At 57.7% G+C, this 16,929-nt stretch carries 11 protein-coding genes; 4 read left to right on the forward strand and 7 right to left on the reverse strand.

What is annotated here, in order from left to right; genetic code table 11:
* Positions 1-8: 8 nt before the first annotated feature.
* The gene (locus AVCG78_RS19695) at positions 9-3,257 is read right to left on the reverse strand and encodes an alpha-1,4-glucan--maltose-1-phosphate maltosyltransferase (protein WP_081363322.1); all 3,249 of its coding nucleotides are present in this window, start codon (positions 3,255-3,257) and stop codon (positions 9-11) included.
* Between the two features lie 280 nt (positions 3,258-3,537).
* Between AVCG78_RS19695 and malQ the strand changes: the two genes are divergently transcribed.
* Both malQ and AVCG78_RS19705 read left to right on the forward strand, forming a co-directional pair.
* Positions 3,538-5,340 carry a 4-alpha-glucanotransferase gene (gene malQ / locus AVCG78_RS19700; protein WP_234902118.1) on the forward strand — a complete coding sequence of 601 codons (1,803 nt, stop codon included), beginning with the start codon at positions 3,538-3,540 and terminating at the stop codon, positions 5,338-5,340.
* A 465-nt stretch (positions 5,341-5,805) separates the two neighbouring features.
* Positions 5,806-6,018: a cold-shock protein gene (locus AVCG78_RS19705; protein ID WP_012653910.1), complete on the forward strand. Its 213-nt coding sequence runs from the start codon at positions 5,806-5,808 to the stop codon at positions 6,016-6,018.
* 128 nt (positions 6,019-6,146) lie between these two features.
* Here AVCG78_RS19705 and dusA read toward each other — a convergent pair whose 3' ends face one another.
* The 4 genes from dusA to AVCG78_RS19725 form a co-directional block, all read right to left on the reverse strand.
* Positions 6,147-7,172 (reverse strand): tRNA dihydrouridine(20/20a) synthase DusA, encoded by a 1,026-nt coding sequence (gene dusA, locus AVCG78_RS19710; RefSeq protein ID WP_071203970.1) that lies wholly within the window; start codon positions 7,170-7,172, stop codon positions 6,147-6,149.
* Positions 7,156-8,079, reverse strand: a complete 924-nt coding sequence (locus AVCG78_RS19715) for a hypothetical protein (RefSeq protein ID WP_139191375.1) — start codon at positions 8,077-8,079, stop codon at positions 7,156-7,158. Before AVCG78_RS19715 ends, dusA begins: the two co-directional genes overlap by 17 nt.
* Before the next feature lie 252 nt (positions 8,080-8,331).
* A complete protein-coding gene (locus AVCG78_RS19720; protein WP_071203972.1) occupies positions 8,332-9,432 on the reverse strand; it encodes a Gfo/Idh/MocA family protein in 1,101 nt (366 codons plus the stop codon).
* Positions 9,429-10,214 carry a ThuA domain-containing protein gene (locus tag AVCG78_RS19725; RefSeq protein ID WP_071203973.1) on the reverse strand — a complete coding sequence of 262 codons (786 nt, stop codon included), beginning with the start codon at positions 10,212-10,214 and terminating at the stop codon, positions 9,429-9,431. Before AVCG78_RS19725 ends, AVCG78_RS19720 begins: the two co-directional genes overlap by 4 nt.
* A gap of 295 nt (positions 10,215-10,509) precedes the next feature.
* Here AVCG78_RS19725 and AVCG78_RS19730 point away from each other — a divergent pair, with 295 nt between their 5' ends.
* Positions 10,510-11,223 (forward strand): GntR family transcriptional regulator, encoded by a 714-nt coding sequence (locus tag AVCG78_RS19730; protein WP_012653915.1) that lies wholly within the window; start codon positions 10,510-10,512, stop codon positions 11,221-11,223.
* A 143-nt stretch (positions 11,224-11,366) separates the two neighbouring features.
* Positions 11,367-12,308, forward strand: coding sequence for a dihydrodipicolinate synthase family protein (locus AVCG78_RS19735; RefSeq protein ID WP_071203977.1), 942 nt, complete (start codon positions 11,367-11,369; stop codon positions 12,306-12,308).
* 29 nt (positions 12,309-12,337) lie between these two features.
* On the opposite strand, the gene AVCG78_RS19740 is transcribed toward AVCG78_RS19735, so the two are convergent.
* Together AVCG78_RS19740 and AVCG78_RS19745 are read right to left on the reverse strand one after the other, a co-directional pair.
* Positions 12,338-15,406, reverse strand: a complete 3,069-nt coding sequence (locus AVCG78_RS19740; RefSeq protein ID WP_071203978.1) for an alpha-mannosidase — start codon at positions 15,404-15,406, stop codon at positions 12,338-12,340.
* A 65-nt stretch (positions 15,407-15,471) separates the two neighbouring features.
* Positions 15,472-16,737, reverse strand: coding sequence for a Gfo/Idh/MocA family protein (locus tag AVCG78_RS19745; RefSeq protein ID WP_071203979.1), 1,266 nt, complete (start codon positions 16,735-16,737; stop codon positions 15,472-15,474).
* Between the last annotated feature and the right edge of the window lie 192 nt (positions 16,738-16,929).

Here is a 16,929-nt window from a genome sequence, read left to right on the forward strand (position 1 = left end):
AAATCTCCTCACCTGACGCGGTAAATGCTGAACGGCAGGACATGCGGGTTAAAACCGACCGTCTGCCATTTGCCTGTCCACGTGAATTTTCTCATTGTCACCAGATCCTCGAGCGCGAGACTGCCGCTATCGGGCAGGCCCCAGCGCCACAAAGGCAGCTCGATTGAGCTGGTCTGGTCATTGTGCGGGTCGAGGCTGACTGCCACGAGCAGAACGTTTTCGCGCCCCGGACTGGCCTTTTCGAAAAACATCACCTGGTCGTTGGAAGAGGGCAGCAGCGTCAGGCCGAGATGGGAATGCAGCGCCGCGTTTTCGCTGCGAATGCGGTTCAGCATGGTAATCTCGGCAATGATATTGCCGGGCCGGTCCCAATCCCAGGCGGTGATCTCGTATTTTTCGCTGTCGGCATATTCCTTGCGCTTGGCATCCGGGCGGCCTTCGCATAGTTCAAAGCCGTTATAGACGCCCCAAAGCCCGGAAAGCGTCGCAGCCAGGCCCGCCCGGATCAGATAGGCCGAGCGCGGTGCGTTCTGTAGAAAATCCGGGTTGATGTCATGGGTGTTAACGAAGAAATGCGGTCTGAAGAATTCCTTCGGTGCCTGTGTCGTCAGCTCAAGCATATATTGCTCAAGCTCCCAACGCAGATTGCGCCAGGTGAAATAGGTATAGGATTGCGAAAAGCCGATTTTGGCCAGCCTGTACATTACCTTTGGCTTGGTAAAGGCTTCCGACAGGAAGACCACCTCCGGGTGGCGGGCGCGGATATCGCCGATCAGCCATTCCCAGAACGGAAACGGCTTGGTGTGCGGATTATCGACGCGAAACAGTTTGACGCCTTCACCGACCCACATCTCGACAATGTCGCGCAAGGCCTGCCAAAGCGCGGGAACCGCGTCCTTCGCGTAGAAATCGACGTTGACGATATCCTCGTATTTCTTCGGCGGATTTTCCGCATAGCGGATCGTGCCGTCCGGGCGCCAATCGAACCAGCCGGGGTGCTGTGTCAGCCATGGGTGATCGGGTGATGCCTGGATGGCGAGATCGAGCGCAATCTCCAGCCCCTCATCGCGGGCCGCAGCGACCAGCGTTCTGAAATCCTCGAATGTGCCGAGCTGTGGATGAATGGCGTCATGGCCACCATCCGGCGAGCCGATGGCATAGGGGCTGCCGGGATCGTTCGGCCCTGCCTTCAGGCTATTGTTGCGACCCTTGCGGTTGGTCGTGCCGATGGGATGGATCGGCGGGAAATAGACCACGTCGAAACCCATGGCGCGAATGGCCGGCAAGCGTTTGATGACATCGGCAAATGTGCCGTGACGATCGGGGTCGCCGCTTTGTGAGCGGGGGAAAAGCTGGTACCAGCTTGCAAACCCCGCCTCCAACCGCTCCGCATCGACAGGAAGCGGCTGCGAGCGCAACCGGAAAGGCCTGGCATCGGCGCGGTCCATCAGTGCAAACGTGTCGGCTTGCAGCAACAGGTCGGCGCGTTGCTGTTCCGAGGTCTGTTCCAGATGAGCGATTAGTTGTTCAAGGTCTGAAGCCAGTTGGCCATCGGCTCTTGCCAAAGCCTGTCGCACAAGGGCGATACCCTCCTGCAATTCCAGCTTCAGATCCAGCCGTGCCTCATGCTTCTTGGAGAGCTCATAGTGAAAAATCTTAAAAGGATTGCGCCAGGCCTCGACGACAAATTCATGCCGTCCGAGCCGTGACAACGAAAACTCACCCCGCCACCGGTCGTTTTCGACCAGTTCCATGCGGATTTCGGTCCAGTCATCCCGATCGCAGGGCCGCCAGAGTACGGCAGCAGAAAGCGGGTCATGACCATCCCCAAAAATATCGGCTTCAACCGTGATCCGGTCGCCGACAATGCGCTTGATGGGAAAACGCCCCTCATCCACGGAAGGTTGGATATTTTCAATCGCCAGACGGGGAGCGGCGGCAGCATCGCTTGCCGTCGTTGCAGGCTCGAACACGATAGCATCTGCCCGTGCGCCGGTGAGCAGGCAGAGCCCGCCCGGGCCGATTTTTCCTGTCTCCAAGATCGCGGACGGCGCTTGGCCCTGGTCGAGCGTCAGTGGCAGGAAGCCGGAGGCGAGTTCGTGCAGCGCATGGAGCGGTAGGGTCGCTGATCTGCGTAAATCGCGATTGAAGGCGACGATCCGAATGCGCTGCGACGACCGAAGGTCTTCCCGGTCGGATTGGACCAGAGCGCAGGCCGGCGAACCGGCCTTGGCGACGATCCGCAAGGGTTTTCCGAGAAAAACATGCCGTTGTCCGGCTTGATCATTGAGGGCGCGGATGCTGGCGGACAGATCAAAACTGCCCTGGTCTTTCAGGCCCCTGATACCTTGACCATCGCCATGCATGGGATCGAGCGGCGTGCTCACCCCGAATTCGAAACCCATCGGCACCATCAACGGGCCGAACGCTGCGGCAAGATTCAGGGCGCGAATAGCCTTTCGCTCGATGATCTCACGGCTTTCCGTGCCATGGGCGATCCGTCGGGCAAAAGGGGCTTCGGGAAAGGCGATCTGAATGCCGAGGGCGCGTTGCAGCGCGTATTCCTCCGCAAACCATGGCTCCTCCAGATTCCACCAGGCAAAGGATGAGAAACAGCCGTCAAAACCTGTGCCTTGCAAGGCCCGTCGCGCCTCGAAACTCGTACCCGGCGTCCAGGCGAAGAACCGGGCCGACGGACCGGCGGCGATCAGGTCTCGCCAGAAAGACGAAGGCGCTGCATCAATGCCGATACAGCGGAAACCAGCCACGCCAGCAGCAGTAAACCGTGCAATGCGCGTGCGCCATGCACCCAGCAGATGAGTTGCTTCATCGTTATTGGTAAAATCAACAGGGCGGCTACCGGAATGAAAGGGCGAAATTCTTGGATCGGCAACCTGTCCAGGCGGCGTTTCCGTCGCAATCCGGTCAATCACCAGATCCAGCATAAAGTCCAGGCCATGCGCCCGGGCGGCATCGGTCAACTCCCGCAGGCGGTCATCGCCGCTGCCTGAGAGGTCCAGGGCCGGATCGAAAGTGTCGAAGGATTTGGATATGAACAGGCTCGCACCCGATGCACGCGAAAATGGCGGCGCACTGAGTACCGTATCAAAGCCGAGTCCTCGGACATGCTCAAACAGAGTGTTCCAGTCCGCCATGCCTTTCAGCAGCAGCGGATGGACATAATAAATCTTTGGTGCTCTGGGAGCGAAAGAATCCCGGGCGGTGTCTTGTTGTTCGGCAGAATGTGATTGCGTCATCGTCCACCCGCATAATTTGTTTACCAAGGCCAAACACCTCACGCGGCAGGTGGTTCCATTCAATAAAACATATGCCGTTGAGAGTGCAGGCGAAGGGCGGGGGGAAGTCCGTTGCAGGTTTTGGTTGAAACGCTTTGCTGCTCCGGCACTGACAATCGTTGCTGGTGGATGGAACCGTTACCTTGAGGATGGGTTGGTGGTGTGACTGCACACATCGCGACGCTGTCTGCGGCAAGGCCTCTGCCGCAGACGCTAACGATCGCTCAGGATGGACCCAATCATGACGTCAATGATCAACAGACTTGCCAAGAAACATGGGATCAACCTCGCCAGACCGGGAATAGAACAGGCGGAAGTTCCGATTTCAGACGCCACAAAAGGTCGGCTGTTGGCGGCTCTCAACGTGGAAGCGGGTGAGCCTGGTCGCAGCTATCTGCCGGATTACCTTGCTCGGGATCGTGTCTGGGGCATCAGCCTGCAACTTTATGAACTGCGGTCAGTGCGCAATTGGGGGATTGGCGACTTTGCCGATTTGCAGAGCATGGTGATGCTTGCCGCCGATCAAGGAGCCGATTTTATCGGGCTTAACCCGCTACACGCGCCTTTTCTGGCCGACCCCGCCCGGTGCAGTCCTTATGAGCCGTCCAACCGGCGCTTTCTCAATCCGCTTTATATCGCTGTCGATCTGGTGCCGGGTTATCATCCAGGCATGAGCGACAGAGAGACGCTCGACGCTTTACGGCGATCCAAACTTGTCGATTACAAAGCGGTCGCCGGTGTGAAGCTTGAGGTTCTGCGGCGGATCTGGGACGGTTCAAGACGGTTGGAGCGAAATGACGATCAGGACAGAGCCGATTTCAGGCGTTTCTGTGATGAAAGCGGTGATGCTCTACAAAATCACGGTCTCTTCGAGGCTTTATCCCGATTGATGAGCGAAGGTGGCCATGGTGCAGGCTGGATGTCCTGGCCTGCGGAGTATCAGGATATCGATCATCCCTCCGTTCGCGCCTTCTGCAGCCAGAATGCCGAGGAAATCGCATTTCATATGTGGCTTCAATGGGTCGCGCACCGGCAGCTGGAGACCGTTGCGGCGCGGGCGCGCGAAGCAGGCTTGAGGATCGGCCTCTACCTCGACCTCGCGGTCGGAGAAGCGCTGGATGGCTCGGCGACCTGGAGCGAACCGGACATCTATCTGCGCGGCGCCAGCATCGGCAGTCCGCCCGATCCCTGGGCGGTGAATGGCCAGGACTGGCGGCTGGCGGCCTTGCAGCCGGCCTTGATCGCCTTTTCTCGCCGGTCGCCCTATCGTCAGATGATCGATGTCGCGATGCGCTACGCGGGTGCGGTGCGTATCGATCATGCCGCCGCCATTCAACGTTTGTTCCTGGTGCCAGCCGATATGGGGCCGGAGGAGGGGGCCTATGTTGATTATCCCGCCCGCGAGATCCAGAGCGTGATTGCTGAAGCCTCCTTGCGCAATCAATGCCTGGTCATTGGCGAGGATCTTGGTCTGGTGCCGTCGGGACTAAGACAGCAGATGGCGGATGCCAATCTCCTGTCCTATCGCATCCTGTCTTATGAAAGAGACAAGCGCGGCTTTATTGCGCCGGACAAATATCCGGTTATGGCGCTTGCCTGCGTCTCGACCCACGATCACCAGACGTTGGTGGGATGGTGGCGCGGTGCCGATATCGAAGCACGCGCGGCCCATGGATTGGTGCCGGAAGCGGCAAGACTCCAGGAGCAGGCCGCCCGCATTCAGGAACGAGCCGACCTGCTGCGAGCCTTTGAGCTGGCCGGGATAGAGTTGCAAGATCATGGTGTCGAACAGCCGGATCTGCATGAGCGCGTCGTGGCGGCTCATCGGTTCATGGCGAAAACAGCCTCCATGCTGGTCTCTGTCCGGCTTGCCGACCTTACCGACGAGGAAAACCCGACCAATATTCCGGGAACCAGCAGCAGCTATCCCAATTGGCAGCCGAAGCTCTCGGTCGCCTGTGAGGATCTCACCGGGTTCACCCTTTTCAATCGGATCGTCGACGCCGTCCGAGAGGAAAGACCCAAAACAAAAGAGGGGAGCTAGAGGTGGGTAAGGGACAACTGGTCGCCACTTTTCTCGAAAAGGCAGACTCAAACAACCACACCGACTGCCTTTGGAAACATGTCGGAATGCGCCTGGATCTGACCGCGAATGAATGCCCCTACATATTGAGGGGTAGTCTATTGAACCCAATTATGGCCGCGATGGAAACCGCTATTCCAGCGGGTATTTCAGCAGAAAAAACGCATAAATGCTTGCCGCTTTGAGCGATTTCCTGTAGATAATTTCGCGTTCGGGTATTTATGATCCCGGAGACTGGACTGATTGTATCTCCGCGCTTAATCTTCTGGGTTGCTCGGCTTTGGGGGCTTAACCTCCGCTGGTAGACGTCTTTTCCCCGTTATCGCGACTTACCGACCTGTCTCTTCGCGAAGGGACGATGCATGCTTCATCCGGCCGCCGCCGGGCGTGGCGAAACTAAAAACTCAAGGGATAAGGACTTCTCCCATGGCCATCAAGGGCACCGTAAAATTCTTCAATCAGGACAAGGGCTTCGGCTTCATCACCCCGGAAGGCGGCGCGAAGGACGTTTTCGTTCACATTTCCGCTCTCCAGGCTGCTGGCATCCAGACGCTTCGTGATGGCCAGGAAGTTACCTTCGACACCGAAGCTGACCGCATGGGCAAGGGCCCGAAGGCTGTAAACATCCGCGCTGCGTGATTGTTTCGCCTCCGTCCTTCACGGCGGATGATTTTGAACGGCGTTCCGCAAGGAGCGCCGTTTTGCGTTTATTGCGTTTGGTTTTCATCACTTCGATGAGGAGCGCGCAAAAAATCTGAGGTGAGACTTCAGGCGGCTCGCACAGGCCCAGCATCGATATCCACCGCAGCAAAGGCCGCCGCGATGACATCAGGTCCAGCCCCCGGTTTGGGTGCGTCAGCCGAAAGGATCTGGCGAAAGCGCCGCGCCCCGGCATAGCCCTGAAACAGCCCGACCATATGGCGGGTCAGATGCACCAGACGTCCGCCTTCAGCGATATGGCGGGCGGCATAGTCCATCATCGTCTCACGAACGATGTCCATGTTTTGAGCCTGAAGTGGTTCGCCATAAATGCGAGCATCGACTTCGGTTAGCATCGTGGCATTGTTATAGGCGGCACGGCCGACCATAACACCATCCATGACCTGCAAATGCGCGCTGGCTTGATCCAGATCGGTAATGCCGCCATTAACCCCAAGGAATAGATCCGGGTTCTCCTGTTTCATCAGGTGAACCAGCGGATAATCCAGCGGCGGAATGTCACGGTTTTCCTTCGGGCTAAGTCCTTGAAGCCAGGCCTTGCGTGCATGAATCCACAGGGCGTCCGCCCCAGCGCCGATCATCCGTTTGATGAAATCCGGCAGAACATCACCCGGTTCCTGGTCGTCGACGCCGATCCGGCATTTGACGGTGACGGGAACGGTGGAAGCCGCTTTCATCGCCTGGATACAGGCCTCGACGGTTTGCGGTTCGCGCATCAGGCAGGCGCCGAAGGTTCCGGCTTGGACCCGGTCGGATGGACAGCCAACATTCAGGTTGATTTCGTCATAGCCCCAGTCATTGGCTATCCTGACGGCTTCCGCCAGCTTATGCGGATCGGAGCCACCAAGTTGCAGTGCCAGCGGGTGTTCGCTGGCGTCGAAAGCCAGCAGGCGATCCCGCTTGCCATGAAGAATGGCATCGGCGACGATCATTTCCGTATAGAGCAGCGCATGGCGGGTCAGCAAACGGTGAAACCGCCGGCAGAATGTGTCTGTCCAGTCGATCATCGGGGCGACAGCGAAGACTTTATCGGAGCGATAGCCGGGTTTCCGCGACTCAAGCGGCTGTTGCATCTTTACACGCTCTCTGGATGAAGTGGTAAAGCAGAAGATCGACTTCCAGGAGATGCTGAACGCGGCTGATTTTTCTCAGCACATCGGCCAGTTGATGGATGGTCTCTACGGGTGGCTTCATCTGCACCACATTCTCCGGTACGCCCAGGTTTGCCGCAATCAGCTTAGGGTAACTGGTATCGTCCTGACCGGGGTCGAAAACCGTAAACTGCGATAGAGCATCGAGGGCTTTGGTGACGTCGTCGAGAGAGGGGACGTCGGTCGGGTTTGCGGCAACCAGTTGATGAGTGAAGGGGGAGGCCAGCAGGTTCAGGGTTTCTTTTGGCGCGTGCCTGATGGCGGTGATAACCGCCTCTTCATCCTGAAAGGCCAAGCCTTCGAACAGGTTCATGACCGGCTTGAACAGCAATTTATCGCGCGGCGAAACGAAGGAAAATTCATGCTTGTTGGATCGGCTGAAAACGATTATGCGCGTCGCCAATTCATAGAAGGGGTCACGCAAGGCAAGCATTGTCGTGTCGATATTGTAGCCGATGTAAACCAGATAGGCTTTCAGCAGAATCCGGCCCGAAACGTAGACTGAAGGCTGGTGAATGATCTCCAGCATCTGGCGAACTGTTTCAAAACCGAAACGTTCAACGCCGCATTCGAAAAACTGGAAATAGGGTTTCACCCCCAGATCCAGCTCTCTGTGCGGCAAATAGGATGTTTCGATCCGCAAGACCTTTTTTGGAATATATTCTGGCTGGGCTCGCCGGTAGATGGTGAGCCTCGTTTCAGGATCATAAATCTCCAGCTTCGACGCGGTGCTGATGCCCGGAATATTGTCGTCGTTTAGAACGAAGCCAACATTTCCGGTTTCATGAGCGCCGAGAGCGCGAGCGCCATCAACATAAACCCACGGCAAGATTTCGGTTTCCCTGTCCTCGTCATTCAGCCGGACGCGAATGCAGGGTTTCGTGGAAAAGCCGTCAGGGACGATATAGCCCTGTATCTCCGCTCCAGTATCTTGGTAAACGCAGAAATTCATTTATCTACGGGCATCTCTCATTGTGACGACACTCTATAAGAGCCAATTTTAATTTCGTCCAGCCTTACTCGGCAGGCTGGACGTGATGACAGGCGTGACAGCGTCACAAAAGCCAGAGGATCATGCCGCTCACCTTGATGATACCGCAGCCAGCGAAGGTGCCGCATCAACACGGCGAACGGAATGTTCGCGCCGCTCCAACTCGGTCACCATGGCCAGATCCAGCACTTTTTGCAGGTCAGCCGCATGGCGGAAGTCAGGTTCGCGGGTTTTGCCCTCCAGCACCGCCTCGACGAAGCGCTGGTAATTGGTGGCAACGGTGCCGGCATCCAGTTCCGTCCAGATGCCTTTTTCCACATCGTCGCCCATGCAGGCGCGCAATGTATTGCCCGTTGGCGTGTGGATCACCTCCAAGGCTCCCTTGTCGCCATGCATGCGCAGGCGCAATTCATTGAGGTGGCCGGTTGCCCAGCGCGATGCATGCACAACGCCAATCGCTCCATTGCTGAATTCCGCCGTCATGGTGAAACTGTCATTGGCGTCAAGATCATAGTCGCCAATCCGGTTGCCCGGCGCTTTCTCGAATGTCTTCAACCGTGCGAAGATATGTTCGACATCGGTTGCCGCGCCATAGCTGGCGAAATCGAGAATATGGATACCGACATCGCCGAGCACCCCGTTTGAGCCGTGCTTGGTGGATAGCCGCCAGAGCCATTGGTCCTCGGTTGCCCAGTCGCCCCAGGCCTTGGACACCAGCCAGCTTTGCAGATAGGAGGCCTCGATATGACGGACCTTGCCAATCTCTCCAGCCTGAACCAGCTGTCGTGCTTTCTGTACCGGCGCGACATTGCGATAGGTCAGGTTGACCATATTGACCAGCCCGGCGGCATTGGCTTTGCGGGCCATCTCATCAGCTTTTTCAAAGCTTTCCGCCAGCGGCTTTTCGCAGAACACATGCTTGCCCGCCGCGATCAATTGCAGTGTCGTCGGATAATGGACCCGGTCGGGTGTGACATTGGCGACGGCATCGAACTCACCCCAGGCAAGCGCGTCCTCCAGCGAGGTGAATGTATTGGCGATATCATGGCGCAGCGCAAAGCCCCGCACCTTGGCGATATCGACATCGACGGCACCGACCAGTTGCGCATCGCTATTGGTGGCAAACTCGATTGCATGGCGGTTCGCCATGCCGCCGGTGCCGAGAATGAGAATACGGACGGGTGTGTTCATCGATATCCGGCCTCCCCGGCCTTATGCAATTTCGGACCCCGTTCCTGGATCGGCTCGAGCGCCTGATCGACCGGCACATTCGGGGCATCATGAATGCTCTTCAGCGCCGGGCGTGGATTATACGCCCATTTCACCGCGTTGGAGATCACCTGTTGTATCGTTTCGTTATGATAGGTCGGATAGGTTTCGTGGCCGGGACGGAAGTAGAAGATATTGCCAGCGCCGCGCCGCCAGGTCAGGCCGGACCGAAAAATCTCGCCGCCGGAAAACCAGGAGATGAACACGGTTTCCAGCGGCTCCGGCACGGAAAAGAACTCGCCGTACATTTCCTCGTTTTCCAGCACGAATTGTTCGGGTATGCCAGCCGCAATCGGATGGCCGGGATTGACCGTCCAGACGCGCTCGCGCTCACCGGCTTCACGCCATTTCAAGGCGCAGGGCGTGCCCATCAGCCGTTTGAACGGCTTGGCGAAATGGCCGGAATGCAGGACGATCAGGCCCATGCCTTCATGGACGCGGGCGACAACCCGCTCGACGATCTCGTCGCGGACGCTGCCATGATCCTTGTGGCCCCACCAGATCAGCACGTCGGTCTGCTCCAGGCGCTCAGCGCTCAGGCCATGCTCGGGCTCCTGCAATGTTGCGGTCGTGGCCTCAATGTCGCTATCGCGGTTCAAAGCCTTGGCAATGGCTGTATGCATGCCTTCCGGATAAAGATTTCCCACCACTTCATTGAGGTGCTCATGAATGTTCTCACCCCAGACAACCGTCTTGATCGTCACGCGCTTCTCCTATCGGTTGAAATTTCCATCCGTGAAAAATCCGCAGCCTGATGGCTGCAAGCCCCTTTGGTGCCGCTTCCCCCTGGGACACCTCATCCAATGCCATCGAATATAAGGCACCGAATATGTTGATGTATCTTAGTGCCAAGCTTGGCAATTTCGAGACGATGACATTTCGCACCCTTCCAGAAAGTTGGATGCGAGATTGGCAAATCAAGTGGGGCCAATGCAATTCGGGCTTTTTTCGGCGAAAATGATAGATTGGAATGAATCAGCAGCAATCGGGAACAGGCTCTTGGACGATAAAACGGTCGACACGGAAAAACCAATCCACAGGCGTGGCTATGGAGTCTCGACAGTCTATGAGACTTTGCGCAATGAGATCATTGAGCTGACGCTGGCGCCCGGCAGTCCTGTCGATGAGCAGCAACTGTCCGACCGCTTTTCCTTGTCGCGCACGCCGATTCGCGAAGCACTGGTACGGCTTGCAGCCGAAGGCCTGATCACCACGCTGACCAACCGCGCAACCATCGTCTCTTCCATCGACTTTCTAGGCCTCTCGGAATTTTTCGATGCGCTGACCTTGATGTATCGGGTGACGACACGGCTTGCCGCGCTCAATCATACGCCTGATCATATCGAGCAGATCCTCCGTTTCCAGGAGGTTTTCGCGGAGGCAGTCGAGAGGCGCGATGTGCTGGCGATGATCGCCAGCAATCGGGATTTCCATGTCGCCATCGCGAAGGCCGGCAAAAACCGCTATTACGAGGATCTTTTTACGCGATTGCTGGATGAAGGCCGCCGGATTCTCCGACTCTATTACTCATCCTTCAACGATATGTTGCCAAGGCAATATGTCACCGAGCATGAAGACATGATCCAGGCAATCATCGAGCGCGATGCCGAGCGCTCCGATGCACTGGCTACCGCCCATGCCGACCAGATTGTGCGGCAGATCCGTTCCTATATCACCGCCGATGGAAGACAGACCGTAAATCTCAAGCTTTGATCGGAAGTCGATATCAAGACGAGAAGGGTTTTTGCGGCTTGATGTCTTGTATTTTATTTGTCGACAAAATGGCGTGAAGATGGTAGTGCGCTTTCATCGGCTACGAACCGCGTCTTTGCCTGCGGTCAATCTGGGAGAGTTCAATGACCCAACTGGTTTTCAAGGGATGCATTCCCGCTCTGATGACGCCTTGCAAAGCGGACCGAACCCCCGATTTCGATGGGCTGGTTCGCAAGGGCAAAGAGCTTGTCGGTCTTGGCATGTCGGGCGTGGTCTATTGCGGATCGATGGGTGATTGGCCGCTGCTGAGCGATGAAGAGCGCCAGGAAGGTGTGCGCCGGCTGGTTGAGGCCGGTGTGCCGACCGTGGTTGGAACCGGCGCGATCAACACCCGCTCAGCCGTCAGCCATGCGGCCCATGCGGCGAAAGTCGGGGCAAGCGGGTTGATGGTCATTCCACGGGTTCTGTCGCGCGGCTCTTCGATTGCCGCCCAGCGCGACCATTTTTCAGCTGTTCTTGAGGCGGGCAAGGATTTGCCTTCGGTGATCTATAACAGCCCCTATTACGGCTTTGCGACGCGCGCTGACCTGTTCTTCCAGCTGCGCGCCCGCTTTTCCAACCTGATTGGTTTCAAGGAGTTCGGTGGCAAGGGCGATATGACCTATGCGGCCGAAAACATCACCTCCGGCGACGATGGCTTGATCCTGATGGTCGGCGTCGATACCGGCGTCTATCATGGCTTCGTCAATTGCGGTGCGGCTGGCGCAATCACCGGGATCGGCAATGCGCTGCCAAAAGAGGTTTTGCACCTGATGGCCCTTTCCAAAGAGGCGGCCAAGGGCGACCCACGGGCGCGCCGCGAGGCCAAGGAGTTGGAAGAGGCGCTGATGGTGCTCTCGACCTATGACGAAGGCCCGGACCTGGTGCTGCACTATAAATATCTCATGGTCCTGAATGGCGAGACCGAATATACGCTGCATTTCAACGAGACAGACGCTTTGAGTTCCTCGCAACGCGCCCATCTGGAAAATCAGTATGCGCTGTTCAAGTCCTGGTACGAAGCCCGCTACCCCAGCCAGCGGTGAGGGTTTGCTTTAGAGTTTGACGCAGCAACCTATCTGTAGAGTTTCAGCGTCAGAATTTCGAAGGGCTGGAAGGCAAGATCCAGCCCTTTTTCGTTAATGTCTACCGCCACCGGATTTTCCTCAAGCAGATCGACGAGGGCGGCATGGGTGATCCCGTTGTCGAGTTTAATCCGCGCGTGACGCTGGCTTCCGGTGGTTTCCCAGAGGCGTAAGATATAGCCATCGCCCGCCTCGGCCTGCTTCACCGCTTCTAGCGTAATGCCATCTGTTTCTATCGACAGTAGTGGCGGCGCTTGATCTCCTGATACAACATTAGCCTTTCCGGTCGCAACGATCTGCAAAGGCATGTTGAAATCTTCGGCGGCATCATGCACCACGGCCTTGTCGCCATCATGCAGCAAAAAGGCGTAGCGCAGGCGATGCTCGCCCTGGTCGGCCTCCGGCCATGGATAGGTTGGCGAGCGCAGCAGGGTCAGGCGAATATCGCTGCCCTTTGCGTCATAGCCATATTTGCAATCGTTGAGGAAGGCGATGCCGAAATCCGGTTCGCTGACATCAATCCAGCGCTGCATGGAGCATTCGAACCGGGCGCGGTCCCAGGAGGTGTTGCGGTGCGTGGCCCGGCGGACATGACCGAACTGGATTTCCGCATCAATTGACGCCGTGTTGAGCGCCATCGGGAAGCCGGTTTTGACCAGCGTATTGTGCTCATGCCAGTCGATGAACGTATCGAATTCCAGCTTCCTGCTGTCGGCCTCAAGAGAGACGACCTGGACAATGCGTGACGTCTCATAGCGCCATTCGAACCGGATTGCGGTGCGTAAAGGCCCGGTTTCGACGATTTCGGCACTGACGAGATCGTCGATCTCGAAAATCTGGTCTTCGAAATCGCTATCGATATCCCAGGCATCATATTCTGCGGGCATGTCCCGGAAGGCCTGGAGGCGATTGGCGGTGTGGCCGGGCTTCAAGACATGGCGGTCTCGCACCTTGTCATGTAGTGACAGGATGCGACCTTTGGTGTCGAACACCACATCCAGAAAGCGGTTGGCAAGCCGAAATGGTTCAACCTCAACGGCACCAGGCGGTGTCGGGCCGCAGGGCAGGGCGGCGGACAAGGACAGCGGCGGCACGTTTTCCAGCCGGACGGCGTGGGCTTTTGATCCATCGGCCAGAACCAGGGTCTGTCCCGAGGCATGAGGTTGATGGGTCAGAGCCAGACCGGCGCGATTGCGACCGGTCACATTCAACACGGCATCGCTGCCATGGGTCGGCAGCAACGCCATCAGTTCGGCACGCAGGGTTTCCGCCTCGGCAAATAGCCTGAAGTAATCCCGGTCACTGTCTTCATAGACCGCGCCAATCGACGATCCCGGCAATATATCGTGGAATTGGTTGAGCATGACGATATCCCAAAGGTCGCGCAATCGCTGTGTGGGATAGGCATGACCTGCCTGCCGCTCCGCCATCACCGCCAGCGTCTCCAATTCCCGAAGCGCGATTTCGGCTTTGCGGTTAAACCGCTTGTTCTTGGCGACGGAGGTCAGCGTGCCACGATGGAATTCCAGGTAAAGCTCGCCGACCCAGACGGGGTATTGATCCGGATGCGCCTGCATGTCCGCAATCAGCCGCTCGAAGAAGGGCCGCATCTGTCCGTGTTCGACCTTCGGGCAACCGGGTATGCCGCGCTCCATCCGGCGGATGTTCTGGAGCATTTCGCGGGTTGGGCCACCGCCGCCATCGCCATGGCCATAGACCAGAAACAGTTCCTTACCCAGCCGTTGTTGGCCGTGGCGTTTCCAGGTTCCCATCACATGTGTCGGCTTCAGGTTGGGGCAGTAGGTGGTGTTGATCAGCTTGGAATCATAGGGCTGGGTGGTCAGGAAGTAGGCGACCACCTTGCTGCCATCAATGCCCTGCCAGAACAGCTTGTCGTCCGGCATCCGGTTGGTGTCGTTCCACGACAGTTTATGGGTGATGAAACTGTCGAGGCCGGATTTGCGCATCAATTGCGGTAGGGCTGCCGAATAGCCGAATGTGTCCGGCAACCAGACCATGCGTGGCTCGACGCCAAAGGTTTTGCGATGATAGGCGACGCCATAGAGGATGTGGCGCACCAGCGCCTCGCCACCGGCAATATTGACATCCGGCTCCAGCCACAGCGCCCCTTCAATTTCAAATCGACCGGTCGTCACATGGGCGCGGATACGCTCGAACAGTTGCGGATAGTCGTCAGCCAGATAGTCCAGCAGCACGCATTGGTTATACATGAAGCGGTAGTCGGGAAACTCCTCCATCAGGGCAAGGGCGGTTGCCATGGATCGCGCCATCTTCTGCCGGGTTTCGCGCACCCGCCAAAGCCAGGCGACATCAATATGGGTGTGGCCGGTTGCCACCACGACCGGCTTTTCCTCGAAATCAACGGCAGTGTAGATGGCCGCCGTGATGGCCCGTGCCTTGGCAAGGGAGGCCTTGAACCTGTTCTCATTGCCCTTTCGAAAATCCACGGCGTTGATGGCATCGTCCAGCGTGCGCAGAATGAAATGGCGACGCGGATCGTCTTCTGCCAGCAGGCGGGCCACGTCCAGCGGCACGCGCATGTCGTAATAGGCCTCCTCAACCTCCAGATCATGGTGATGTAGGCTGACGGCAAAGCCGAGTTGCCGCCGATCCTCAATCGTCCCCGCTTCGATCAGGATGTCGAAACTCTGACCGGCCTGGGCAGACGGTGACAGCAGGAATTCGCGGTGGTTGGCATCGCCGCCCTGGGTGATTGTCCCATCGATCCGCACCAGGCATTGCGGATCGCTACGGCCCATGACATTGCCAAACGCCGCCTCGATGCGTCCGACAATCCGTTGCCCATCCACGCCGTGGGGCAGGGTGGTGTTGCCGCCGAACCAGTAATAGCCATCCGGTTCGCCCCAGATATGGTCAGGCGTCACCGCCACCCAATGCGCGCGGCTTTCGCTCAGCACGCTTGCACGCTCGTCATAATGTGCGGCTCGAAACCGCAGTGGCACCGAAACACCGATGGGTTGAAAGATAAGATCGGCCAATCGGGCGAGCAGGCTATCGAGCTTTCGTATGGTTTTCATGGTGGCGTCTGTATCCGATGTTGTTCTGCTGGCCTGAGGCGTGCGGTGCCTTTGTCCTATCGATTTTAAGCCATCGGCTCCAGAAGGCCGATTCCTTCATCCTCACCCCAGACATCGGCAACAGTGACGGGTTTGCCGCTGCGGCTGCTTTCCAGCGCGGCAATCCCGCACAGAACCGACATGGCGCCAGCCCTTGCGCCAGCGCGCTGGCGCAATTCGTCATTCATGCCGGGCTTCAGCAGCATATTGCGCAGCCGGTCGTCGCCGCCGTAATGGCCGCCGGAGGAATGCGGCACCCAGATGCGCTCGACCTCGCCGAAATTGCGCATCAGCACGATTTCATCGGCTGGCGGCTCGGTCCAGGGCTGTTTTTCATATTGGCGAAGCTCGATACGCCCCTTGTGGCCATTGAAGGCAATATGGTGGCCCTCAATCGGCATATAGGTATTGAGGGAATAGGAGACATGGACACCGTTCTTGTAACGGATATTGGTGACCATGGTGTCGGGAATGTCGATATCCTCCCGGTAGACGCAGGCATCGCGGACATAGCCATCTTGCTTGGATGGCGCTTCGTAAAGGGCTTCCAGCAGGGGTTCCTTGCGCATGTCGAAATAATGATCGCATTGCTGCGCATGGGGACAGGTGCGACAGCGCTCGCCGCGAAACGGCCCATTGCGACCGTAATGTTTCAGGTCGGCAAAAGCGGAGACCAGATCCGGGTCCGAATCAAGATACCAGTTCAGGAGATCGAAATGATGGGTGGCCTTGTGGACGAACAGACTGCCGGAATTCTCCGTATAGGCATGCCAGCGGCGGAAATAGTCGGCGCCGTGGCTGGTGTTGAGGTACCAATGGAAATCGACAGAGGTGACGTCGCCGATGACGCCTGAATTCAGCAATTCCTTGATGCGGGCGGCGGTCGGCGCAAAACGATAGTTGAAGGAGACATCCAGCCGCCGCCCGGTGCGCTTTTCGGCATGCAGGATGCGCTTGATCTTGGCGGCGGTGGTGGTCATCGGCTTTTCGCTGATCACGTCGGCACCCGCCTCCATTGCCTTGACGATCAACTCGTCATGGGTGTTGTCACGGGTACAGACAATCACCAGATCCGGCTTTTCAACGGCCAGCATCTGGTCGAAATCCAGGTAGATCGGCACCGAGGAGCCGATATGGGCTTGCGATTGTTCGGCGCGCAATCCGTTCAGGTCGCAGATTGCCACCAGCTCGACTTGGTCGCCCCAGCGCTCGACAATATCGCGGCCCCACATGGTCGTTCCTCGATGCCCGGCTCCCACCAGGGCAAAGCGTCTCTTGCGTATGACTTGCATGCCATCCTCCTTGGCTACAGCCGTGGTGTCCTGCAGGCGCTATCACGCCGTCTCCGGCGGACAGGGCGCCCACAAACCTCCTCCATGGGCTGCGTGGTTGTTCAAGACTCAATCATGGTGTCAGGGCCGGTTTTTTGCACGAGAGTGCCAAGGAATTCGGCGCGCAACACTCCCTCCAAGGGCTCGCGCGCT

It is taken from the genome of Gillisella vitis (assembly GCF_021559775.1).
Classification (GTDB): domain Bacteria; phylum Pseudomonadota; class Alphaproteobacteria; order Rhizobiales; family Rhizobiaceae; genus Allorhizobium; species Allorhizobium ampelinum.